Genomic DNA, 23,978 nt, shown 5'->3' with positions numbered 1-23,978 from the left:
TGTTTGCCATTAAGCAGAAAACCAACATAACAATACATTTTTTCCATTTTTTTAAATTCTAAATTGGTTAAGCTAACGGCATATTTAGAAATTTTATTTTGGGTTATCGATGTTTATGAAGAAAAGCTTAGTTCAATCGCTCTCTTTGGTTTTACTTATGAGCATGGCAACAGCTGGTTTTGCTGCTGATAAGAAAAAAACAACTGAAAAGAAAACCGAAAATGAAAATGTTGTTGAAGTCACTCCACAACAAGGCACGACTCCTGAAGAATTAGCTGCAATTCAAGTGCTTTCTGAAATTTGTCCAAGTTTGATTGGTAAAAAAGACGCTGATTTTGCTCAAGGCTATGAACGTTTAGTTAAAGACTACCTACCAAATGAAACTGATGCTGTTTCTGCATTAGAAAAACGTAGTAAAGACAAAGCTTTCAAGAAATACTTAAAAGAAGCACGTAGCGATGCGAAAGCTGCTGGTGATGAACAAAACACATTAGTTTGCCAAGACGTGAAAGCATATCAATCGCAAAACTAAATTAGTAAAAAACTCTTGAGTTACAATACTGTTTGAAAAAGCCGACTTCTCCCGTAGAAGTCGGCTTTGCTTTATCCTAAAATGCTAGGCTCTTCTGCTTCATACAAGATATTGGAATTACCTAGAATGACTCGAAAAAGCGCTATTGCTGCACTACTCCTCTTACCAAGTTTTTCTTATGCAGCAACTGTCTTATCAGCTCCGCCAGAATTAAATAATAAGTCTTATGTATTAATGGATTATGAGACAGGCCAAATTCTCGCTTCTAAAAATGAAAACGAAAAGCTTGCACCTGCGTCTATGACAAAAATGATGACCAGTTACATCATTGAACAAAAATTATTAAAAGGTGAACTGACTGAAAATGAGCAGGTTCGTATGAACGAGTCTGCATGGTGTAAAGGAAGTAGCTCTGAATCATGTATGTATGTTCCTTTAAACGGTACAGCGACAGTTCTAGAAATGCTCCGCGGTATTATTATCCAATCAGGTAATGATGCATCAAAAGCAATGGCTGAACATATTGCCGGAAATGAAGGCACGTTTGCTCATATGATGAATCAGGAAGCAAAACGTATCGGCATGGTGAACACCCAGTTTATTAACTCGACTGGTATGCCAGCTGAAGGCCACTATTCAACTGCAAAAGATATGGCTGTGTTAGCACAACATATTATTAAAGACAGTTCAAAATACTACCCAATTTACTCTGAAAAAGAATTTACTTTTAATGGTATTAAACAAGGTAACCGTAATGCCTTGCTTTACACTGACCCAAGTGTAGATGGTTTAAAAACAGGTCATACAGATGAAGCAGGTTACTGCTTAACTACTTCAAGTAAACGCGGTCCAATGCGTTTAATTTCAGTGATTTTTGGTACTCCAAGCATGTCTGAACGTGCAGACCAAACGCGTACGTTACTGGCATGGGGCTTTGCAAACTTTGAAACTGCAAATGTTCAACCAGCCAATCAGGTTCTTGCAAAAGCAAAAGTTTGGTTTGGTAAAGAAGATGAAGTTCAAGTCGGTTTGGCTGAAAACTTTAGTGTGACTATGCCTAAAGGTAAAGCTGATGGCATTAAAACTCAGTTAGTGGTTCAACCTAACTTAAATGCACCACTTCAAAAAGGTCAAGTTGTCGGTAAACTTGTTGCTAGCCTAGACGGCAAAGTAATTGCTGAAAAACCTTTAGTTGCATTAAAGCCAGTTGAAGAAGCAGGTTTCTTTGCTCGTTTAATCGACCATATCAAACAATTCTTCAGCAACTTATTCTAATTTTTGAATAGTTGAATTAAGCACTCATGCTATTTAGCCTGAGTGCTTTTTTATTTTATAATTCGACTAAATTTTATTTTGATACTTCTTATGGCAAAGAACATTCGTCCTTATCTTGAACACCACCCTCAAGTAGATACAACCTGTTATATCGATGAAATGGCTGTTGTGGTTGGTGACGTTAGCTTAGCTGAAAATGTTTCTGTTTGGCCTTTTGCAGTCATCCGTGGTGATGTAAATAGTATTCAAATTGGCAAAAACAGTAACGTACAAGACCATTGTATGTTGCATGTAAGCCATAAAAATGATGCCAAACCGAATGGCTCACCTTTGATTATTGGCGAAGATGTAACGGTTGGACACCATGTGACTTTACATGGCTGTACCATTGGCAACCGTGTTTTAGTCGGAATCAACACCGTTATTCTAGATGACGTAATTATTGAAGATGATGTGATGATTGGTGCAGGGAGTTTAGTTCCGCCTCGCAAAGTCTTAAAAAGTGGTTATCTTTATGTAGGAAGCCCTGTACAACAAGTGCGACCATTGACTGAAAAAGAACTGGCGTTTCTTCCTTATTCAGCAAGACATTATGTAAAAGTGCAAAATAATCATAAAAATAGTGAAGTCTAACTTTGCTATTTTTAGTTTAATTGATACATATATTGCACTTACAAAAATAAGAAACCTTTGAGAAATAAATAATGAGCTTAGATAATACCCATAATTGCCCTACTGAACATGAGCTAATAAACCAAATCAAAATCAATATTGAAAAATATGGATTACAAGTTATGGGAATTAGTGCAACGAACTATTTACCTTCTTTCAGTTACAGTGTGGGTTTATATGAGAGTTATCAGCATCCTGAAATTATTTGTTTTGGATTACCTACGGATCTAGCTCATCTCATTATTAATGATGTAGCAAACCTAATTAAAAATGGCGAAAAAATTACCTCCTATCAAGATTATGATGATCAGTTTTTTAAAGAAAGTCGTGCTCAGTTTTTACCTGTAGACTTCAGGAATATTGATGATTATTTTGGAGGGGCGTTAAATTATTACCAACATAATAAATTCTCAGCTTTACAATTAGTCTGGACTGATCGCAATGACAAATTTCCTTGGGAAGATGGATATCAAGAAGAGTTTATTTATGATCAGCCTTTACTAGATCGAAATGCTGATTTTAAATTTAGAGAGGCCAAAAATTTAGGGGTTTTCACCACTCGACAGTGTCTGGAGTTCAATCAACCTATTTTAAGAGTTGTACATGATCATGATGGAGATTGGCAATTTTTGACAGGTAATCAGGAACCTGAAGATATTCGTCTTGTCGCCTTAGAACAAATGATATTAAGAGATTCGAGCTTAAATGAAGTTTTTGATCTTGACTACGGCCAAACTGCTGAGAGAGACTCCATTAATAATTCATGGCAAATAACAAATCTTGATGAGTAAAAAGATTTATAAAATAATACTGTAATCTATAAAAATCTTATCGTAGCCAAAAACCCCTAAATTTCGTATTATACGTCTTTTAAATCATGGTGCTTTTTTATGGCCGCGTGGACTCCTCATGTCACTGTTGCTACAGTCGTAGAAAAAGACGGACGCTATCTGTTTGTAGAAGAGCATAGCGAAGGTTTTGTACACACAGTATTTAACCAACCTGCTGGTCATGTGGAATGTGGTGAGTCATTAACAGAAGCTGCCATTCGAGAAACACTTGAAGAAACAGGCCATCATGTTGAAATTGATGCCTTGCTTGGTATTTATACTTATACCCCACCAATGTTTCCCGATCGCACCTATTACCGTTTCTGTTTTCTAGCGCATGTAACTCAGGTTGAAATTGATCCTCAACTCGACACAGGTATTATCGCTGCTGTGTGGATGACACCGGATGAACTCAAAGAATCTGCCCGTGCTCGCAGTCCTCTTGTGCTAAAAGCAGTTGAAGATGCTATGAAAGGCCACCATTATCCTCTATCGCTTATCTATGAGCACCCCTTCTCTCCCTCATTAACTTCTCATTTGGATGCCTAGTCCTATGCAACAACGTGTCATCGTCGGTATGTCTGGTGGTGTAGACTCTTCTGTTTCTGCAGCACTTTTACTTCAACAGGGTTATCAAGTTGAAGGTCTTTTCATGAAGAACTGGGAGGAAGACGACGGCACGGAATACTGTACGGCAATGGAAGACTTAGCCGATGCCCAAGCAGTAGCTGATAAAATCGGTATTAAGCTGCATACAGCAAACTTTGCTATGGAATATTGGGATCGAGTGTTTGAACTTTTCCTAGCTGAATATGCTGCTGGTCGTACGCCAAATCCAGATATTTTATGTAATAAAGAAATTAAATTCCGCGCATTTTTAGATCATGCCATGACTTTAGGTGCAGACTTTATTGCGACTGGCCATTACGCACGCCGTGGTGAAACTGCATATAACTCTAAAGGCGAAGCATACGCACCATTATTACGTGGTGTAGATAACAATAAAGACCAAACCTATTTCTTACATGCCGTTCATGGTAGAGAAATTAATAAAACCTTATTCCCAGTAGGTGAAATCGAAAAACCTGAAGTTCGCAGAATTGCTGAAGAACTTGATCTTGCTACAGCCAAGAAAAAGGACTCAACAGGAATCTGTTTTATTGGGGAACGTCGTTTTAATGACTTCCTTAAACAATATTTACCCGCTCAGCCCGGGAAAATTGTACTTGATACAGGTAAAGAAGTTGGTGAACATCACGGTCTGATGTACTATACGCTCGGTCAACGTGGCGGAATTGGTCTAGGTGGTTTGAAAGGTGCAGCTGAAGGTGCATGGTTCGTACTACATAAAGATCTTGATAATAATCGCCTCGTTGTTGGTCAGGGACATGAACACCCACTCATGCAAAGTACTCAACTGTGGAGTGAGTCAATTGACTGGGTAGCTGGTGAACAAAATATTCCAGTTGAAGGATTACGCTGTACAGCTAAAACGCGTTATCGCCAACCTGATCAGGCATGTACAATTTTTATTGATGAAAACACTGAACACGGTGTTCGCGTTGAGTTCGATGAACCGCAGCGTGCTGTTACACCGGGTCAAAGCGTTGTATTTTATTCAGATGAAGTTTGCTTAGGCGGGGGTGTCATTCACCATACAAATGCCCCTACACCAAATTTTATTTAAGGGAATGAATGGCATGGTGGAGTTACCATTTCAACAATCACAAGCCTTGAATGTTCGCCAAAACCGTGCCCTTGCCTTGGCTGGGGTATTTCAGGCCACTCAGCTCACCCATATGACAGCCATGACGGGTCAGCAAAGTATTGGTGAAAGTGGTAACTTCTATTTTGAACTATTAATCAAAGCAAGTTTAAATATTCGCCCTACAGCCAACAATGGTGTTCAAACCTTAGATTTTTTTAATCAATTAGCAGATATTTCTTTAGGGCTTAAAACACTCGAAAATTGTATTACTCAACCTTTTTCGAACATGCCTAAGTCTCGCCTTCCAAAAATGGGAACGGCCAAACTGCCAATGTCCTACGCGATGTCGCTCTTACAGCTAGAAAAAAAGGTTTATAGTAACCCTGAATATGTCGCAATCATTGAAAAAGCTCAGCAGAAAATTTTAAAACAGCTGTCTTTTTTTGATAATAACTACTTACACCCGAGTATTTTAGCTAATTTGGCGCAAACTTATGTTGATACGGCTGGCCAGATTAACCCACGCATTTTAGTTCGTGGTAATGCAGAAGCATTTAAAGATACCAATCATACTAACCGCATCCGTGCTTGTCTGTTTACTGGCTTGCAAATGGCCCATTTATGGCGACAACTCGGCGGTAGTTCGTGGAACATGATTTTTAGCAAACGTAAATTGCTACAGGATATTCAAGCACTTGCTCGTTTACAGTACCAAGTCGTTTAAGACTATAAACGAGATTTTTTTTAGTTTTATGTTTATTCCAACATTAAGGAATCGTTATGAACGCTTTAACCGCACTATCACCATTAGATGGACGTTATGCCAGCAAATGTGATGCGCTACGCCCTTTTCTTTCTGAGTTTGGTTTAATCCATGCTCGTGTCACTGTAGAAGTGCGTTGGTTACAAGCACTTTCTAACCGTCCGGAAATTGTTGAAGTTGCACCTTTTTCAAACGAAACAAATGCAGCATTAGATGCAATTGTTAGCAACTTCTCTGAAGAAGATGCAAATCGTATTAAAGAGATTGAACGTACGACTAACCATGACGTTAAAGCAGTTGAGTATTTCTTAAAAGAGAAAATTGCTGGTATCGCTGAATTACAAAATGCGGGTGAATTCATTCACTTTGCATGTACTTCTGAAGACATCAACAACTTGTCTCACGCGCTTATGCTTAAAAACGGTCGTGAAGTTTTAGTATCAAGCATGAAGCAAATCCTTAATGCGATCTCTGCTTTGGCAACGACTCACGCTGAACAACCAATGTTGTCTCGTACACACGGTCAAACTGCTAGCCCAACAACTTTGGGTAAAGAAATGGCGAACGTGGCATACCGTTTAGCTCGTCAAATCAAACAATTTGAAAACGTTGAGTTACTTGGCAAAATCAATGGTGCTGTAGGTAACTACAATGCTCACCTTTCTGCTTATCCAGATGTTGATTGGGCTGCTCACGCACAAGCTTTTGTTGAATCTTTAGGTTTAACATTCAACCCTTATACAACTCAAATCGAACCACATGACTACATGGCAGAGTTGTTTGATGCGTTACGTCGTTTCAATACGATTTTAATCGACTTTAACCGTGACGTATGGGGTTACATCTCTTTAGGTTACTTCAAACAAAAATTGAAAGAAGGCGAAGTTGGTTCATCAACAATGCCACACAAAGTTAACCCAATTGACTTTGAAAACTCTGAAGGTAACTTAGGTATTGCAAATGCAGTATTGGCTCATTTAGGTGAAAAATTACCAATTTCACGCTGGCAGCGTGACTTAACTGACTCAACTGTATTACGTAATATGGGTGTTGGTTTTGCACAAAGTTTAATTGCTTTCGATGCGTGCTTAAAAGGTGTCGGTAAACTTGAGTTAAATGCAAACCGTTTAAATGAAGATTTAGACCAAGCTCAAGAAGTTTTAGCTGAACCAATTCAAACTGTAATGCGTCGCTACAACATTGAAAAACCATACGAAAAATTAAAAGCATTAACTCGTGGTCAAGCAATGACGCGTGACATGATGGTTAATTTCGTAAATGGTGATGAACTTTCTCAAGTACCTAGCGAAGAACGTGCGCGCTTAGCTGAACTTACTCCTGCAACTTACACAGGTAATGCAGCTGAACAAGCGAAACAAATTAACGATCTAATTAGCAAAATTTAATTAAAAAGTTTACAAAAAGCGGAGCTTAGGCTTCGCTTTTTTATTACACTCATATAAATCACAATAAAGACTTCATAAAATGATCGAAAAACAATTCAAACTTAAACACTATATTGCTCTTGGCTTGCTTTTGATTGCGATTGTTATTTCAGCTATTCAGCCTCTTGAATTTGAAGCCTATTTACTTCACCAAGCGGGCACTGTGTTTATGTTGATTTTGCTCTTTGTTATTTTTAAGAAGATTGGACTCGATTTTTTAAGTTTTACTTTCTATCTGCTGTTTTTGCTCATCCATATTGTTGGCGCACATTACCTGTATTCATACGTTCCATACAATAATTGGATACAACAAGTATTCAATTTTAACTTAGATCAATATATGGGTTGGTCCCGTAATATGTATGATCGTTTGGTTCATCTTGCCTATGGTATTTTTCTTTACCCTCTTACTTATCGCGTGTTTCAAGTATGGTTACCATCCGTAAAGCCATTCAGTCTTTTTTTGCTAGTGGTTCAATTTGTAATGGCATCAAGTGTTTTATATGAACTTATTGAATGGGCAATTGCTATTGGATTATCTCCCGAAGAAGCCGAAAATTATAATGGGCAACAAGGCGATATGTGGGATGCCCATAAAGATATGCTGTTAGCAACTATTGGGGCAATTTTCTATGGACTTCTTGCACTGATGCTTCCATCTAAAACAAATAACTCATAAATAAAAAAGCGCTCAATGAGCGCTTTTTTTAAGATCCCTTTAGACAACAGGATAGGTTTGTTCTAAAAGGCTTTGTAAAACCGAAGAAGTCGTATCAGGTAAAACATGCTCAAGATTGGCAGTGATATTACTAGCGTTCGTAGTTATATCACTCTGATCATTTACCTGAGTAGGCTTTAATGCCGCTGAAGACAAAAGAGTTTCAATTGGGTCTGGTTCACTAGACGTAGAGCTTTTTAACAAATCATCTATTGGCACAGATTTCTGCTGCTGGCTATCCGTTTCATTTGTTGTGCTTTGTACTAACTTTAATGTATTTAACCCAACACTATCAGCAACAGATACAGTTTCTGTATGAGCAGTATCAACAGCTACCTCACTTAAACTTGTAACCTTTGGAGCGACCACATAAAACGTAAATGGTGAACTCACTTCACTTGTAAGGCCTGCTGCATCTGTTTGAGTTAAAGTAATCGTATGTTTACCAATTGCTAAGTCTTTATCAAGCGTAAAGCTCCATGATCGACTACTACTTACATTTACAATCCCAATAGCAACACCGTTATCATAAATGGTTAAAGTTGCATTTGCCTCACCTGAGCCTGTCAGCTTTGGTCTTGCATCGTCAGTTTCTGAACCAGCAGTAATCGCACCTTTTAGAGCACCAACATCATCATCCACACTGTTTAAAACAGGTTTTGCAGGTGGTGTTGTGTCCTTAGTACCAATAATATCAAGAACCTCAGATTTATTTCCTGCACTATCAATAGCCGCAACTGAAGCATGTTTGTTATCAGTTAAAGCAGGCGAAATCGTAATTGTAAATTTTCCATTTGCATCTGCCGTTCCCGTACCAATGACCTTACCTGTCGTATCTTTAATTTCAACTTTTGCATTTGCTTCGGTTGTACCTGTTACGGTTGTTCCATCAGCATTAATTTGAGCAACAGGTTTATCAGGTGCAATAGAGTCATAACTTGGAGAAACTTCTAAAGGTTTAGAGGTATTACCTGCTGCATCTTCAACAACAACTGTTGCCTTTTGTGACTCTTTTAATGCTGGAGAAAGCGTAATTTGAAATTCGCCTTGAGCGTTTGCGGTACCAGTACCAATTACTTTACCATCAGCATCTTTTATCTGAACTTTTGCATTAGGCTCAGTTTGTCCTTCAACCGTGGTACCTTCTTTATTGACTTCAACTAAAGGAACATCTGGAGCGAAAGTATCCTTTCCGGCAATAATTTTAGTTGGTTCAGATTTATTACCCGCTGCATCTTCAGCTATAACTTTTCCACCCGCGTCACTCGTCAATGGAGGAGTAAGCTTTAAAGAAAAAATACCATCTTTATTCGCAGTTACAGTGCCTAGTACATTACCACTAGCATCATAAACAGTGATTTTTGCATTTGCTTCAGTTTTACCAGTTACCAATGAGCCATCATCACTCAGCTGAGTTTGGGGAGCATCTGGAGCAATTGTATCTTTGGTACCTGTAATCGAAGCAGCAGTGGACTCACTGCCACCTTCACTTTGAGCTGAAACATTTAATTTATTTCCATCTGTCAAAGGTTTATCGAGCTTAATCGTAAAATTACCACTTGCATCTGCGTTACCTGAAGCAATTACATTTCCACTTAAATCTTTAATATAAATTTTTGCATTAGCTTCGGCTTTACCAGTGACCGTAACAGCATCATCTGCAAGTTTTACTTCTGTTGGTTTCGCAGTGGTTGGAACATTAACAGGCGAGTCATCTTTGTCATCATTATCAAAAGCCCAAAGATATAAACCTTCAGCGGCTAAAACCGCTAAACCTGCTTTTAGCACGTTACCCATCGAAAAAGTTGGGGAATCATCAACCGCCATTGTTGAAGCTGGTTGGCTCGTGCTGGTATAGGCTAAATCTGTGACATGGTTTAAACCTGTATAGTCGATCACCTTACCCTGAGCGTCAAATTGTGCTTCAACAAATTTTCCATGTTCAGTCGGAAGAACAAGTGAATGTTCTGTTGTATTCGTTGCTCCATTAAAGAAATTTTCTAAAACAATAGTCTCTCCATTTTTTAAATGGACGACTAGATTTCCACCTTGTTTTTCCACCGATGCTATATCTTTTTGACTTACGCCAATTTGAATAATAGAAGGTTTACTTAACACGACCTTATTGAGCTGACCATCTTGCAGAACGTCCAAACCCTCTTTGGATGCTACAATTATTCTTGTCATTATTTCCTGTCCTAAATTTCAGTTATATTTTTAAATGTCTAACTTTTTAAATATTTCATTTAAAAGCTATTTTATTGCTGTTTAAAATATCAAAACCATGTGTTTATCACAATTCAAAAATTATATTTATCAACATTTATTTTTTACTTTCCATTAAAAATCTAAGCACATTTAATAAGACAATTTTGAATATTAACTTTATAAAAAAACCAGCATTTAAGCTGGTCTTTTATAACATTTGAATTAGATAAACTTATAGTTTTGGATCACGTACCTGCACAAGCGTCGTATTCGCCTTTGCTAGGCTTTCCATGACTTTACTCATTACAGTAGGAATCAAACTATCGGCCATTTGCGCTGCTTGTAAACCCAGCTTTTCACCTAAGGTCGCTTTCTTACGTGTATTAATGACATAAACATCATGTTGTGGCAATAAAGCTAATAAATACTCATCAGATGTTTGTAATTTATCAACAAGGTTCAGATCTAGGGCATCTTCACCATACCAATGCTCACCTGTCGCCACCTTATCAACATTAAGCTGTGGGCGATATTTTTCAACAAAGTGCTTAAATAAAACATGAGTTTGTTGCAGTTCTTCTTCGAACTTCGCTTTACCTTCAGGCGTATTTTCACCAAACATGGTGACTGTACGCTTATACTGCCCTGCTGTGTAAAGCTCAAAATCCACATTGTGTTCTTTTAAAAGACGATTAAAGTTTGGAACTTGAGCAACCACGCCAATTGAACCCACAATAGCAAACGGTGCTGCAATAATTTCATTTGCAATACATGCCATCATATAGCCACCACTTGCAGCGACTTTATCAACACAAATTGTTAAATGAAAACCTGCATCGCGTAAACGCACCAACTGAGCTGCTGCTAGACCATAACCATGCACCATACCACCTGGGCTTTCAAGACGAACTACAATACGATCACGTCCTGCTTTAGCAGTTGCTAAAATCAGGGTAATTTCTTCACGTAAGTTTTCAACTGCCGAAGCTTGAATATCACCTTTGAAATCTAAAACAAAAATTTTCTGATTATTTTTACGGCGAATTTTAGCTTCTTTAGCAAGTTGTTGAGCTAATTGTAAAAGTTCTAAACGGCTTGCCGTAGTTTGTGCAATTTTTTTTCTCTGTTCATTTACACGTGCATTTAAATGACTAACACGTATTTCCGCAGGGAGTTTAGGCAAATGGAATAACATAAAATTCTAAGCTCATAAGTTTATCTTTATAGCCTTAAGATGTGGTCCTTTTGATTAAAATTCAATAGCGATTTTGCAAAATAGATTCATTTTCATTTATAAAATAAAAAAAAGAGCACGTGGCTCTTTTTCTTTTATTGTTTATTAATCAACCGAAGCGACCAGTAATATACGCTTCCGTTAACTGATGGTCAGGTTGAGTAAAGACTTTTTCAGTTGAGTTGACTTCAATTAAATCACCTAAATGGAAATAAGCAGTACGATCAGAAACACGTGCCGCTTGTTGCATTGAGTGAGTCACAATCACAATTGTGTATTGATTCGACAATTCAGAAATAAGTTCTTCTACTTTTGCTGTTGCAATTGGATCGAGTGCCGAACACGGCTCATCCATTAAAATCACTTCAGGACTAACAGCAATGGTACGTGCAATACATAAACGTTGTTGCTGACCACCTGATAAACCTGTACCTGGCTGATTCAAACGGTCTTTAACCTCATCCCACAAACCAGCTTTACGTAAGCTATTTTCAACAATTTCTTCTAGGTCATATTTATCACGCGCTAAACCGTGAAGTTTAGGGCCATAAGCCACGTTGTCAAAAATAGATTTAGGGAATGGGTTTGGCTTTTGGAACACCATACCAACCTGAGCACGCAATAATACAACGTCTAGATTTGGGTCATAAATATTGTGGTTATCAAGGGTAATTTTACCTGTTACGCGGCAACCATCAATCGTATCGTTCATACGGTTTAACGTACGAAGAAACGTTGATTTACCACAGCCTGAAGGACCAATAAATGCGATCACTTCATTTTGGTAAATATCTAGGTCAATACCTTTGATAGCTTCAAAATCACCATAATAAACATGGGCATCTTGTGCACTAATTTTGATTTCGTTTGAGTTCTGCTTTTTTGAAGTATGTGGTTCAAAATGCGAAACATACGAAGTGCCATGATTCAGCGATTTATCTGTAAATTGAGATTGTTCAGTATTCACTAACTTATCCTTTTCTAAGGAATTCGTAATATCAATAGTATTCATGATTTATCCTCTATTACCAACGCACTTCGAACTTTTTACGTAACCAAATTGCAAGACTGTTTAAACCAATCATTAATGCAAGCAGTACGATAATCGCAGCAGCAGTACGGCCTTCGAAGAAGTTACGCAACTCATTACCCTGCCATAAGTAGACCTGTACAGGTAAAGCAGTTGCTTGATCAAATGGAGTTGCTGGAATACTTGCAACGAATGCACTCATTCCAATTAAAAGTAAAGGTGCGGTTTCACCAAGCGCATGTGCAACACCAATAATTGCACCTGTCATAATGCCCGGTAATGCCAACGGTAAAACGTGATGGAAAATCGTTTGGAACTTAGAAGCTCCCAAACCAAGTGCCGCTTGTCGAATAGAAGGTGGCACTGCTTTTAATGAAGCGCGCGTGGTAATGATGACTGTTGGTAGTGTCATTAAGCTTAAAACCAAACCACCCACCAGCGGAGCTGATAAAGGCAAATGCATCCAACCAATGAAAATTGCAGCACCAAGTAAACCAAATACGATAGAAGGAACAGCAGCAAGGTTATTAATATTTACTTCAATAATGTCGGTCAGAACATTTTTTGGAGCAAACTCTTCAAGATAGATTGCGCTGGCAACACCAATTGGGATCGCAATGATGATCACAATCAGCATCATGAATAATGAACCCATGAATGCACCTGCAAGACCACTAATTGCTGGAGAACTACGAGAGTCAGGATTCTTAAATAAGTTCAAGTTAAATGTACTTTCAAGAACACCTTTCGCCTTTAATTCATCTGCGAGCTTACGCACTTCTGGATCGAGTTGTTGCTGATCATCTGGTAATGAACGATCAATATTACCTTTTAACCAAACATCGACATTCGCATCACCTAAGAAGGTAATATTTTCTTTTTTACCAATAAGTGATGGATCTGCAAAAACCATATCACGTAGACGATAAGCTTCCGAGCTTGCATATAAGCTACTCAAGTAGTCACGTTGTGATGCAAGTGCAGGATCTTTAGCAATCATTCCATTTACAATGATGCCATCCCAATCGACCATACCCATTTTAGTTTGCCAATCGACATAACGTTCTTGGTAATGCGCAGGTGTTTCACCTTGAGTACGTACAGGTACTGGTCCTGCATCAATCACTTTAGGGTCAAAGTAAATTGGAACATTCATACTGGTTTGCCAAAAAGCAGGTAAACCTTTTGCCAAGATACTACCGAACAAGAGAGCAACGAATGCAAGACCAATAATGACTGCCGAGAAACCCGCAAAACGGAAAGCTTTTTCTTTGCGATGACGTTTAGCCAAAGATTTTTCAATAACCTGTTTACGTCGTTCACGTGTTTCGGCAGCAGTTTTCGGATCAAATACGTTCTGATCCATAGGAGACGATGTATTTGATGTACTCATTCGTATTGCTCACGGTATTTACGCACAATGTACAGTGCTACAATATTTAATCCCAAGGTAATAACAAATAGTGTTAAACCTAGCGCGAATGCAACCAATGCTTGTGGACTTGAGAAGTCTGTATCTCCAGTCAACTGTTTTACAATAGTTACTGTCACTGTCGAAACAGCTTCAAATGGATTTGCGTGTAAAAGTGGGCTGTTCCCTGCTGCTAAAACCACAATCATGGTTTCCCCAACAGCGCGAGAGACTGCCAATAAGAAAGCGCCTGTAATACCCGGTAAAGCTGCTGGTAATACGACTTGACGAATTGTTTCAGACTTAGTCGCACCAAGTCCTAAAGAACCGTCACGTAGTGCACGCGGGACTTGAGTAATAATGTCATCTGACAAAGATGATACAAACGGGATAATCATAATTCCCATTACAAAGCCAGCAGTTAAAGCACTCGTCGCATTAATCTCTAAACCAACATATGCACCCGCTGCTTTAAAGAATGGTCCAATAATCATCATGGCAAATACACCATAAACAATTGTTGGAATACCCGCTAAGACTTCAATTGTCGGTTTTGCCCATGAGCGGAACCATGGTGAAGCATATTCAGCTAAATAAATTGCGATCATTAATCCAACTGGTACAGCAACGAGTAGAGCGATACCACTGACCATGAGCGTCCCCCATAGCAATGGTAATAAACCATAACTGCCTTCAGCATTACCAGAAGTACTAAAGCCCGGATTCCATTCTGTACCAAAGAAAAAGTCCATTGGACTGACAAAACGGAAGAAGTGCATTGCTTCGCCAAACATCGACATTACGATACCGATGGTTGTCAAAATCGCAACACCAGAACATAAAATCAAACCAACATTAATGGCACGTTCAACTTGGTTACGAGCACGATATTGTTGGCTGATTTTTTTCTTTGCCCAAACCAACCCCAATAAAGCAGCACAAATTACAACAGCAAATTTGGCAAAAGAGCCAATGGTTTGAAATTTTGCAAACTGTTGAGCAGCAGCTAATTCGTAGGCTGCCGGTTTATCGCTCACCCCAAAACCTGAAGCAATTGATTGAACACGATCAACCAATACACTTCTACCCGCTTCATCAAGAGAAGCACTTACAGACGCCGGAATATTATTAAAAATAATATGATTTAAAATACTTGGTTCAACCAAGTTCCAAATGATCAAAATTAAAAAAGCAGGGATACCGCACCAAAGACCAACCAGTGCGCCATAATAACCAGGACGAGAATGTAACGTCGCCGAGTTGCTTCCCTTACCTGCTATGTTACGGCTCTTTCTCAGCCCAAGTTGATATGCGATGGCCACAAGGGCTAACAGCACACCGATAAGTAGCAGATTCATGTACTCTCCACTGTTTTCTCAATTGTCATAATTTGGAAAAACAAGTTAGACAAAAAGGCTGATGAACTCTTAAGATCACCAGCCTTCATTCAAACTAACTTATTTAACAGTTTTACCTGCTTTAAAGTCAGCCAAAACTTTTGCACGTTCAGCATCAGACATCGCGATTAAACCATCACGTTCAGCTTTAGAACCTTTACCAGTTGCTTTCTTGCTTACGAAATATTCTACATATTGCGGTAAGCCTTTAACTGATTTTAAGTGTTCGCCTTTCACGTAGAAGTACAATGGGCGAGATACAGGGTATGTACCATTCAATACTGTCTTCTCAGATGGAACAACGTTGTTTACTGTTGCTACACGTAACTTGTCACGGTTCATGTCATAGAAACTTAAACCAAACACGCCTACTGCACTTGGAGAAGTCTTTAAGCGCGCTAATGTTTCTGTATAGTCACCAGCGATTTCAATTACACGGCCATCTTTACGGAAAGTAGAACATGCTTTCTTCTGAGCATCTTTATCTAAGCTCTTGAAGTATTCATATGCTTCACAACCAGCTTCAACCATTTTCTCTTGGAAAACTTCACGAGTACCGTGGTTAGATGCAGGGATTACAAGAGTAATCGGTTCATTTGGAAGTGTTTTATCAATTTGATTCCAGTTTGTATATGGGTTTGGAACCAATTTACCTTTTGAAGGTAACTGTGCAGCTAAAGCAGCAAACACGTGGTAAGGTTTTAATTTATAAGCTGCTTTGTTTGAGTTAGACGCGAATACAATACCGTCGTAACCGATTTTGATTTCTTGAATTTGTTTTACACCAGCTTTGTTACAAGCTTCGATTTCAGTGCTTTTAATTTTACGAGAAGAGTTAGCAACGTCGATCGTGTTATCGCCAACACCTTGACAGAATTGTTTCAAACCAGCAGAAGAACCGCCAGAACCAACTACAGGAGTTTTAAATTGAGGGAAAGTATTACCAAACTCTTCAGCTACAACGCTGGCAAACGGTAATACAGTTGAAGAACCAGCAATTTGAATCGTATCACGAGCTGCATTTGCAGTCGTTGTTACAGCTGCCCCAGTTACTGCTAACGCAATTGCGATTTGACGTGGATTTAAGCGCATTCTGTTCTCTCTCATTAATGCAATAGGTTGTACGTCACTTTTTGTTGAGTGCTTGTACGCTCTTCGATAGCTGCATTGTGAATAGAAAATATGACAATTAAGTTACAGTATGATGACGCTTTAATGATTTCGATATTGTTAACTGTCACATTAATATTTTTTATGTACTATCAATTAGTTATTTTAAATACAGAGATTATTTAACCCTCTCTATCAATCTATATTATGACATTAACTAAAAATATTAAATTTTTATTTTTTATAAAATATAAAAACAAAAGGTATTATAAATATATTAAAAAACGGTAATTTACTGATTTATTAATTTTATTATTTAAATATTTTCTGTCATTAAAATTATTATTAAAAATTTCTAGAAAAAAACAATTTCTTTGTAACATGAAAATAATATGACAAAAGATAAAGGGTTACCGACCCTAAGGCTGATAACCGCAATATCATTGTCAATTTAAAGGATCAATTCGATTGTACTTCTGGCAGAACAACCATTTTTTTACGATATTTTAAGAAGTACATCACAGCTAAAACAACAAGCCAGATTGGCCCTAAAATAACTGCCAATCTCATATCTGGAGTCATCGCCATAATAATAAGAATAAAGCATACAAAGCTAATGGTTAAATAATTACTCCAAGGACTCATAATGCTTTGGAACTTAGTTTGGCGTCTTTGCAATTTCATTGCTTTGGTAAATTTCAAATGCGTCACTGAAATCATGAGCCAGTTAATGACAAGTGCAGCCACCACAAGCATCATGAAGAGCTGAAAAGCTTGACCAGGAATCAGATAATTCACGACCACACATATTGCTGTAATAGATGCAGAAACAACTGCTGCTGGAACTGGAATACCGCGACTGTTTACTTTTTTCAAAATTGCAGGAGCATTACCCTGCTCTGCCAAACCATGCAACATACGGCTATTACAATAGATACAGCTGTTATAAACTGAAATAGCAGCAATCAAGACCACAAAGTTCAGAACGTTCGCAACACCGTTACTATTGAGTGACTGGAAAATCATAACAAATGGACTGCCGCCTTCTGCCACCATGTTCCATGGATAAAGACATAAAAGAATACCGATTGCACCGATATAAAAAATTAAAATACGGTACACAATCTGATTTACTGCTTTAGGAATAGTGGTTTCCGGTTTCTTCGTTTCAGCTGCAGCAATACCAATTAATTCCAAGCCACCAAATGCAAACATAATGACAGCTAAAGCCATGACAAAACCGTGAATCCCGTGCGGGAAGAAACCACCGTGTTGCCATAAATTTGCAACACCCGCTTGCGGACCTGCTGAGCCTGAAAGTAAAAGATAAGCACCGAAACCAATCATACTTAAAATGGCAACAATTTTAATGCAGGAAAATAAGAACTCGGATTCCCCAAAAAAGCGGACATTTACCAAGTTAATGCCGTTAATTAAAATAAAGAAAAATAAAGCAGTCAGCCATGTCGGAATTTCAGGCCACCAAAACTGTATAAACGTCCCAATCGCACTCAATTCAGCCATGCTGACGAGTACATATAATACCCAATAGTTCCAGCCAGACATAAAACCCGCCATTTTGCCCCAATATTTGTTCGCAAAATAACTAAAAGAACCACTGACCGGCTCTTCAACAACCATTTCACCTAAATGGCGCATAATTAAAAAGGCAATAATTCCTGCAATTGCATATCCTAATAAAATTGAAGGACCAGCCAATTTAATTGTTTGTGAAAGACCTAAGAATAATCCTGTACCAATCGCCCCTCCGAGTGCGATGAGTTGAATATGCCGATTGGATAAGCCTTGTTTTAACTCGTGCTTATTGTTTGCATCCATAACATTATCTCCAATGTTGGTGTCACTTCCTGTACACCTTTATTCAGCACCATATCCGAAGGCCAGAACCCGGCCTTCGGAAATAAGTAGTTTTAATATGAGTCCATTTAATTTTTGAGAAGACTTGTCCTGTCTTCTATTTAAAAAGAGATTGCATCCTTACATTTAATCGGTTGGGAACGCTCCTTTAAAATTTCGTAACCGCGATCACCGTAGTCAAAACGAGCAATCACAGAAGCAAATTTTTTCAAACTTACCGGCGCATCCATTGCTGGTAGTTTTAATTCAATGAAAGTTAACTGATCATTTTGCTGAACATTTTCTAAAACGCTCTTGAGCTGGCCAGCGGTTTCAACCACATAAGTTGTATGGCCTTTTTTACCGTTAAATACCGCAGGAATTTCAGTGTATTTCCAGTTTTGCACGTCGTTATAGGCCGCGTTTTCACCCATAATTAAGCGCTCAATGGTATAGCCGCCATTGTTCAGCAAGAAAATGATTGGTTTTAAACCATGACGGATAATTGTAGAAAGCTCTTGTACCGTAAGCTGGAAAGAACCATCGCCAATAAATAAAATTTGACGGCGTTCAGGAGCTGCCAGCAAGCTACCAAGTAAAGCTGGCAAGGTATAACCAATAGAACCCCAAAGCGGCTGAGCAATATATTTAGCTGTAGCAGGAAGTTTGATACCTGACAAAGCAGAGTTTGATGTTCCTACCTCACCAATAATCACATCATCTTCTTTTAAGAACCCTGAAATGTAATTCCAAAGCACATCTTGGCTTAGCTTTTGTTGAGCTGGAGCTTCAATTACTTTCTGAGGTTGTTTTTCAAGAAGAGGGGTTGTTGATTTACGTGGCGCAACTTTTTTATTTAGCTCGACAAGTAATTGTCCAATTTCAATACCTGGAAAATCCTGACCAAAAATATTTAGGCCATAAGATTTAATTTCGATGTAGTTTTTGGTCTCAATTTGATGAGTAAATACAGCTGAGCCTACATCGGTAAAGCGTGCACCAACACCAATTAAACAGTCGGATTGTTCAATGATATTTTTCACATGAGGCTGGCTTGCCCCACCCACATAAGTTCCAATGTAACGAGGTGAACCTTCATCCATAATATTTTTTGCAGTATTCATGCCTGCAAATGGAATTGAGCATTTTTGAGATAAATCATTTAAAAGTGAAGTTACACCAAAAACTGAAGCTTCATTATCTATTAAAAGCGCTGGACTTTGAGCATTCTCAATAATGTCACAGAGTTTGCTTACCACACTCTGCAATAATTCAGGTTCAACAGCTGGGTAGCTTAAGTCAAGCGGACGTTCAGATACTTCAATCTTAACGTGAGTAATATCGCCTGGTAGTTGAATGTGCACAGGACGGCGTTCCAGGAAACACTGACGTAATACACGGTCAATTTCAAAAGCTGCATTTGCAGGAGTTAAACGTGTTTGGGCAACTGTGAACTCTTTCATACAGTTCATAATATTGTCGTAGTTACCATCGACAAGCGTATGATGTATTAGTGTGCCCTTTTGAACCGCATGTAACGGTGGAATTCCTGAGATATGAATAAGAGGTACATTTTCTGCATAGGCACCTGCAATACCATTAATCGCACTTAAGTCACCTACACCATAAGTGGTTGCCAAGGCAGAAAAACCGTTAATTCGTGCATAACCATCAGCTGCATAGGCAGCATTTAATTCATTACAATTTCCAATAAATTCGAGTTGTGGGTCTGCTTCAACTTGTTCTAGATATGAGAGGTTAAAATCACCAGGTACACCAAAAAGATGTTGGATACCCATTTGTTTTAAACGAAGATTTAAAAAGTCACCGATTTCTATGAACATTGCTCTATATCCTTTGAGACCAATTTTTATTCCATAGAAAAATAATATTTCATCTATCTTTTATATTTCGTGCATAATGGAAACGCATTTTAATAAAAATACATGATTTGTGTATCATAAAAGGATTTTATGCAATGGATAAGTTCGACTGGCAAATCATTCAGGCACTACAAAAGAATGGGCGGCTCACTAATCAAGAAATAGGAGATTTAATTGGTTTATCTGCTTCGCAATGTTCACGACGACGTCAATTACTCGAGCAAAAAGGCATAATTCTAGGCTACACTGCACGCATCCAGCAGCAGGCGCTAGGACTGGAAGTTACAGCAATGATTCATATTAATTTAAGGACACACGAGGCAAAATCACAGCAGGCTTTTCAAGAGCTCATTGAAGCTGAAGACAACATTCAGGATGCATTCTCAATTAGTGGTGATGCAGATTTTATTTTAAAAGTCGTTGCTGAAAACTTAGAACAGCTTTCTCAATTTGTGACCGAAAGATTGCTTTCTTATAATTTTATTGGCCATATAAAGTCTTACATTGTTCTTAAAAAAATTAAAGAACAGAATCATTTTTTAATCAAACCTAAAAGTATGAGCTATCATCACTCCCAATAAGTAAACTAAGCATTTCACTCTTAAATAAAGTGAAAATAAAAAGGCGGATAATAGATCCGCCTTAAAGTTAATATTTAGACTTTACTAATATGGACTGTTTGCCCAATTGTATTTTCAAGCAAACCTTCCAAGCCAAATTCAGCACCTAGGCCAGACATTTTCCAGCCGCCAAAAGGCGCATGAGGAAGAACTTCTGCATGGGTATTAATCCAAACAGTACCACATTGAAGCTGACTAGCGTAAGTCTGTGCTGCTTTAATATCTGACGACCAGATTGAACCACCCAAACCAAACTCACTGTCATTGGCACGAGCAATTGCATCGTTGATATCGGTATATTTTAAAACAGGTAATACAGGGCCAAACTGTTCTTCTTGCACCACGCGGCAAGAATCAGAAACTTCAGTCAATATAGTTGGTGCAATAAAGTAGCCCTGCTCTGGTAGCTGCTGTTGCCCAGAAAGTGCTTTTGCTCCTTGAGAAATGGCATCGGCAATAAGTGCTTTCACTTTGTTATATTGCATTTTGTTTTGTACTGGACCAAATGTTGTAGAAGATGCCATACCATCACCCACAACTTGAGCGTTGGCAATATCAGCTAACTTTTGAGATAAAGCTTCATACTGGCTTTCATGAACGTATAAGCGCTTTAAGGCTGCACATGTTTGACCGGCATTCAAGAACGCCATATTAAAAATCTTAGGTGCAATTTCATCGATATTTGCATCTGGTAATACAATACCAGCATCATTACCACCCAACTCTAAAGTTAAGTGTTTTAGCTGCTGAGCTGCACCGGCCATAATGTGCTGGCCTGTTCGAGTTGAACCCGTAAATACAACTTTTTGTACATCTGGATGAGAAGATAATGCTTCGCCAATCTCACCAGCACCAACCACAATCGAAATTACACCAGCAGGAACTTCTTGCTGAATGATTTCACATAAACGCAAAGTTGATAGTGGTGTGTATTCAGAAGGTTTGCTAATGACCACGTTACCCGCACGCAATGCAGGCATGATGTGCCAAACTGCAATCATCAGTGGCCAGTTCCATGGTGTAATTGAAGCCACTACACCTAATGGTTGGCGATGGCGCTCAATACGCTTGGTTTCACTGTCTTCAATTACTTCTACAGGTAAATCCATCGCAGCCGCATAGCGAGTCCAGCCAATTGCGCCCTGCACTTCCATTTGAGCAAGTGCGAGTGGCTTACCTTGTTCAAGCACAACCAACTCTGCGAGCATTTCAGCGTGCTTTTCAATGCTATCGGCAATCTTGTTCAAGATTAACTTACGCTCTTCGTGTGAAACTTGTTGCCAAGCTTTAGATGCTTGTTTAGCAGCACTCACTGCCTGATTTACTTGCGCAACCGATGCTTTTGCACAACGTGCAGCAGTTAAGCCAGTAGCAGGGTTAAGAATTTCTAGTTCACCTTGTTCACCTGAACAAAGTTGACCGCCAATAATGAGTTTAAATTCATTGAGCATATTCGCTTGTTGCATTTCTTCTTCCTTGTCTTAATTGTAATTACAGCCACTTACTTTTTTCAGTTAAAGCGGGATTATTTAAAGTAAGTACGATATTGATATATCAATGTGACCAAAAATATTGGGGACATACCAATACAATAAGAAATTTGCTCCCCATAAATCATGCATAATTATTTTTGTTTTTTGAAAATATGCATGATTTGTGCATGTATTCTTTTCTTCATACACAATCCAAATAAAAACAATCTGCCATAAAAAAGCCCGGTAATAAACCGAGCTTTTTTTGTTATCAACTCAATTAGTCGATTGGTGGTACATAGTTACCAGAAGCAATTGCATCTTTAATGCGGTCAGCTTCAGCCAATACTTGACCTAAAAGGTTTTTAACGTTTTCGAATGTCACAACAGGGCTTAATGTTGTCATTTTCAATGACTGTACATTACCCACTTTTGTTACACCGATATTTGCTTCACCACGTGCAAACAATTCGTCCGCTACGTTTTGGTTCAAGCTATCGATAAACTCAGCTGGGTAGCCTTGTGGAACAACACGGAATAATACCGAAGCAAACTGAGGCTCAACTAAAAGTTCTAAACCATCAGTTGCCTTGATGTAATCTGCAACTTCACGAGTAAGTTTTACACCATGGTCAATCATTGAACCATAAAGGTCTTCACCTAGTGATTCAATTGTCATCCACAATTTCAATGCATCAAAACGACGAGTCGTTTGTAATGACTTAGACACAAGGTTTGGTACACCGTGCTCTTCGTCATAAGCAGAGTTCAAGTATTCAGCTTCGTAGTGCATGAAACGATAGTTCGCTTCATCTTTCAACAAGAACGCGCCACAGCTAATGCTTTGGAAATAATGCTTATGGAAGTCGAGGGTAATCGAGTCAGACAACTCAATACCATCAAGCATTGCACGATAGTCATTTGACAGAATTAATGCACCGCCCCATGCCGCATCGATATGCATCCATGAACCATATTTATTGGTAATTTCACGGATTTTCTTCAATGGGTCAATTGCACCGGCATCAGTCGTACCTGCTGTCGCAACGACACAAGCAACAACTTTACCTTCAGACTGAAGATGCGCCATCGTTTTTTCGAGAGCATCTACATCCATTTGTGCATTTTCATTCACAGGAACAGTCACAACTGACTGGAAGCCCATGCCCATCATTGCCATGTTCTTTTGCACAGAGAAATGTGCATTTTCAGAACAAATGACTTTGACGTTTTTCATTGCATCGGCAGGAATACCATCACGCTGTACAGACCATGGATTACCATTTTCGTCTTTCCAGTTTTTCGAGATGCACCAGTCACGAGCAAGCAATACACCCATCAAGTTAGATTGAGTACCGCCAGAAGTGAAAACACCAGCCTGACCAGAACCATAACCTACTTTTTGACGCAACCAATCAATGAGCTGAACTTCCATTAATGAACCTGCCGGGCTTTGATCCCATGAGTCCATAGATTGGTTAGTTGCATTGATTAACACTTCCGCAATCTGGCTCATCACCATGGTTGGGCAGTGTAAATGTGCTAATGAATGTGGATGATGTACTTTCAAGCTTTTATTCAAGAAAAGCTCAATCATACGTTGAAGAGATTCTTGTACACCCATACCTTCTTTTGAAGGTTGGAAAGAAATTGCTGAACGCAATTCTTTAATGCTACCACCAGTGTACATCTTTTCATTTTGCAACCATGCTGAAACGGCTTTTACCGCTTCGCCCATTGCTGACTCATAGTCAGCAATGGATTGTGCATCATTGCAGAGTAACGCTTTACGATGTTCTGCAAAATCCACCAT

Annotated in this window: 20 protein-coding genes; 10 read left to right on the top strand and 10 right to left on the bottom strand. The window is 38.6% G+C overall.

The window, feature by feature from the left end; genetic code table 11:
• Positions 1-109 precede the first annotated feature (109 nt).
• From WBW42_RS09290 to WBW42_RS09250, 9 genes are all read left to right on the top strand, one after another.
• Positions 110-532 carry an MCR_0457 family protein gene (locus WBW42_RS09290; RefSeq protein WP_002118406.1) on the top strand — a complete coding sequence of 141 codons (423 nt, stop codon included), beginning with the start codon at positions 110-112 and terminating at the stop codon, positions 530-532.
• Positions 533-658: 126 nt separating this feature from the next.
• Complete coding sequence (gene dacC / locus WBW42_RS09285) at positions 659-1,807, top strand: D-alanyl-D-alanine carboxypeptidase PBP5/6 (protein ID WP_002118558.1); 1,149 nt, start codon at positions 659-661, stop codon at positions 1,805-1,807.
• 90 nt (positions 1,808-1,897) lie between these two features.
• Complete coding sequence (locus WBW42_RS09280; protein ID WP_005067983.1) at positions 1,898-2,440, top strand: gamma carbonic anhydrase family protein; 543 nt, start codon at positions 1,898-1,900, stop codon at positions 2,438-2,440.
• A gap of 71 nt (positions 2,441-2,511) precedes the next feature.
• Complete coding sequence (locus tag WBW42_RS09275) at positions 2,512-3,270, top strand: DUF4262 domain-containing protein (RefSeq protein WP_032055282.1); 759 nt, start codon at positions 2,512-2,514, stop codon at positions 3,268-3,270.
• A 99-nt stretch (positions 3,271-3,369) separates the two neighbouring features.
• Positions 3,370-3,858 carry an NUDIX hydrolase gene (locus WBW42_RS09270; protein WP_002119006.1) on the top strand — a complete coding sequence of 163 codons (489 nt, stop codon included), beginning with the start codon at positions 3,370-3,372 and terminating at the stop codon, positions 3,856-3,858.
• Positions 3,859-3,862: 4 nt separating this feature from the next.
• On the top strand, positions 3,863-4,996 hold the full coding sequence (gene mnmA, locus WBW42_RS09265) for a tRNA 2-thiouridine(34) synthase MnmA (RefSeq protein WP_005067972.1): 1,134 nt from the start codon (positions 3,863-3,865) through the stop codon (positions 4,994-4,996).
• A 13-nt stretch (positions 4,997-5,009) separates the two neighbouring features.
• Complete coding sequence (hflD, locus tag WBW42_RS09260) at positions 5,010-5,741, top strand: high frequency lysogenization protein HflD (RefSeq protein ID WP_002118587.1); 732 nt, start codon at positions 5,010-5,012, stop codon at positions 5,739-5,741.
• 56 nt (positions 5,742-5,797) lie between these two features.
• Entirely contained in the window at positions 5,798-7,186 is a 1,389-nt protein-coding gene (gene purB / locus WBW42_RS09255) for an adenylosuccinate lyase (protein ID WP_002118712.1), read from the top strand.
• Between the two features lie 79 nt (positions 7,187-7,265).
• Positions 7,266-7,904 carry a DUF2238 domain-containing protein gene (locus tag WBW42_RS09250; protein WP_032055277.1) on the top strand — a complete coding sequence of 213 codons (639 nt, stop codon included), beginning with the start codon at positions 7,266-7,268 and terminating at the stop codon, positions 7,902-7,904.
• A 39-nt stretch (positions 7,905-7,943) separates the two neighbouring features.
• On the opposite strand, the gene blp2 is transcribed toward WBW42_RS09250, so the two are convergent.
• The 8 genes from blp2 to WBW42_RS09210 form a co-directional block, all read right to left on the bottom strand.
• The gene (blp2, locus tag WBW42_RS09245; RefSeq protein ID WP_032055275.1) at positions 7,944-10,130 is read right to left on the bottom strand and encodes an Ig-like repeat protein Blp2; all 2,187 of its coding nucleotides are present in this window, start codon (positions 10,128-10,130) and stop codon (positions 7,944-7,946) included.
• Between the two features lie 253 nt (positions 10,131-10,383).
• A complete protein-coding gene (gene sohB, locus WBW42_RS09240; protein WP_002118820.1) occupies positions 10,384-11,346 on the bottom strand; it encodes a protease SohB in 963 nt (320 codons plus the stop codon).
• 148 nt (positions 11,347-11,494) lie between these two features.
• Positions 11,495-12,397, bottom strand: a complete 903-nt coding sequence (gene pstB / locus WBW42_RS09235; protein WP_005067963.1) for a phosphate ABC transporter ATP-binding protein PstB — start codon at positions 12,395-12,397, stop codon at positions 11,495-11,497.
• Positions 12,398-12,410: 13 nt separating this feature from the next.
• Entirely contained in the window at positions 12,411-13,808 is a 1,398-nt protein-coding gene (gene pstA, locus WBW42_RS09230) for a phosphate ABC transporter permease PstA (RefSeq protein WP_005073268.1), read from the bottom strand.
• Positions 13,805-15,184, bottom strand: a complete 1,380-nt coding sequence (gene pstC, locus WBW42_RS09225; protein ID WP_002119004.1) for a phosphate ABC transporter permease subunit PstC — start codon at positions 15,182-15,184, stop codon at positions 13,805-13,807. The genes pstA and pstC overlap by 4 nt, the downstream gene beginning before the upstream one ends.
• Before the next feature lie 99 nt (positions 15,185-15,283).
• Positions 15,284-16,315 (bottom strand): substrate-binding domain-containing protein, encoded by a 1,032-nt coding sequence (locus WBW42_RS09220; protein WP_005073265.1) that lies wholly within the window; start codon positions 16,313-16,315, stop codon positions 15,284-15,286.
• A 477-nt stretch (positions 16,316-16,792) separates the two neighbouring features.
• Entirely contained in the window at positions 16,793-18,172 is a 1,380-nt protein-coding gene (locus WBW42_RS09215) for an amino acid permease (protein ID WP_005073263.1), read from the bottom strand.
• Positions 18,173-18,312: 140 nt separating this feature from the next.
• Positions 18,313-20,034, bottom strand: a complete 1,722-nt coding sequence (locus WBW42_RS09210) for an alpha-keto acid decarboxylase family protein (protein WP_032055272.1) — start codon at positions 20,032-20,034, stop codon at positions 18,313-18,315.
• Positions 20,035-20,168: 134 nt separating this feature from the next.
• Between WBW42_RS09210 and WBW42_RS09205 the strand changes: the two genes are divergently transcribed.
• A complete protein-coding gene (locus tag WBW42_RS09205; protein WP_004700117.1) occupies positions 20,169-20,654 on the top strand; it encodes an Lrp/AsnC family transcriptional regulator in 486 nt (161 codons plus the stop codon).
• Between the two features lie 74 nt (positions 20,655-20,728).
• Here the strand turns inward: WBW42_RS09205 and WBW42_RS09200 are convergent, their stop codons facing one another.
• Entirely contained in the window at positions 20,729-22,159 is a 1,431-nt protein-coding gene (locus WBW42_RS09200) for an aldehyde dehydrogenase family protein (protein ID WP_032055269.1), read from the bottom strand.
• Positions 22,160-22,445: 286 nt separating this feature from the next.
• Complete coding sequence (locus WBW42_RS09195) at positions 22,446-23,978, bottom strand: pyridoxal phosphate-dependent decarboxylase family protein (RefSeq protein WP_017399290.1); 1,533 nt, start codon at positions 23,976-23,978, stop codon at positions 22,446-22,448.

It is taken from the genome of Acinetobacter sp. LT1, from assembly GCF_059800965.1.
The sequence above is the reverse complement of the archived record's forward strand: the minus strand, read 5'-3'. Positions and strand labels throughout refer to the sequence as shown.

What these genes read in the sequence shown, in the direction of transcription:
- pstC (WP_002119004.1), bottom strand. Translation starts at nt 15,184, where the DNA reads ATGAATCTGCTACTTATCGGTGTGCTGTTAGCCCTTGTGGCCATCGCA.
- blp2 (WP_032055275.1), bottom strand. Translation starts at nt 10,130, where the DNA reads ATGACAAGAATAATTGTAGCATCCAAAGAGGGTTTGGACGTTCTGCAA.
- WBW42_RS09220 (WP_005073265.1), bottom strand. Translation starts at nt 16,315, where the DNA reads ATGCGCTTAAATCCACGTCAAATCGCAATTGCGTTAGCAGTAACTGGG.
- WBW42_RS09210 (WP_032055272.1), bottom strand. Translation starts at nt 20,034, where the DNA reads ATGTTCATAGAAATCGGTGACTTTTTAAATCTTCGTTTAAAACAAATG.
- WBW42_RS09205 (WP_004700117.1), top strand. Translation starts at nt 20,169, where the DNA reads ATGGATAAGTTCGACTGGCAAATCATTCAGGCACTACAAAAGAATGGG.
- WBW42_RS09250 (WP_032055277.1), top strand. Translation starts at nt 7,266, where the DNA reads ATGATCGAAAAACAATTCAAACTTAAACACTATATTGCTCTTGGCTTG.
- mnmA (WP_005067972.1), top strand. Translation starts at nt 3,863, where the DNA reads ATGCAACAACGTGTCATCGTCGGTATGTCTGGTGGTGTAGACTCTTCT.
- dacC (WP_002118558.1), top strand. Translation starts at nt 659, where the DNA reads ATGACTCGAAAAAGCGCTATTGCTGCACTACTCCTCTTACCAAGTTTT.
- WBW42_RS09280 (WP_005067983.1), top strand. Translation starts at nt 1,898, where the DNA reads ATGGCAAAGAACATTCGTCCTTATCTTGAACACCACCCTCAAGTAGAT.
- hflD (WP_002118587.1), top strand. Translation starts at nt 5,010, where the DNA reads ATGGTGGAGTTACCATTTCAACAATCACAAGCCTTGAATGTTCGCCAA.
- WBW42_RS09275 (WP_032055282.1), top strand. Translation starts at nt 2,512, where the DNA reads ATGAGCTTAGATAATACCCATAATTGCCCTACTGAACATGAGCTAATA.
- WBW42_RS09270 (WP_002119006.1), top strand. Translation starts at nt 3,370, where the DNA reads ATGGCCGCGTGGACTCCTCATGTCACTGTTGCTACAGTCGTAGAAAAA.
- WBW42_RS09200 (WP_032055269.1), bottom strand. Translation starts at nt 22,159, where the DNA reads ATGCAACAAGCGAATATGCTCAATGAATTTAAACTCATTATTGGCGGT.
- WBW42_RS09195 (WP_017399290.1), bottom strand. Translation starts at nt 23,978, where the DNA reads ATGGTGGATTTTGCAGAACATCGTAAAGCGTTACTCTGCAATGATGCA.
- WBW42_RS09215 (WP_005073263.1), bottom strand. Translation starts at nt 18,172, where the DNA reads ATGGATGCAAACAATAAGCACGAGTTAAAACAAGGCTTATCCAATCGG.
- sohB (WP_002118820.1), bottom strand. Translation starts at nt 11,346, where the DNA reads ATGTTATTCCATTTGCCTAAACTCCCTGCGGAAATACGTGTTAGTCAT.
- pstB (WP_005067963.1), bottom strand. Translation starts at nt 12,397, where the DNA reads ATGAATACTATTGATATTACGAATTCCTTAGAAAAGGATAAGTTAGTG.
- purB (WP_002118712.1), top strand. Translation starts at nt 5,798, where the DNA reads ATGAACGCTTTAACCGCACTATCACCATTAGATGGACGTTATGCCAGC.
- WBW42_RS09290 (WP_002118406.1), top strand. Translation starts at nt 110, where the DNA reads ATGTTTATGAAGAAAAGCTTAGTTCAATCGCTCTCTTTGGTTTTACTT.
- pstA (WP_005073268.1), bottom strand. Translation starts at nt 13,808, where the DNA reads ATGAGTACATCAAATACATCGTCTCCTATGGATCAGAACGTATTTGAT.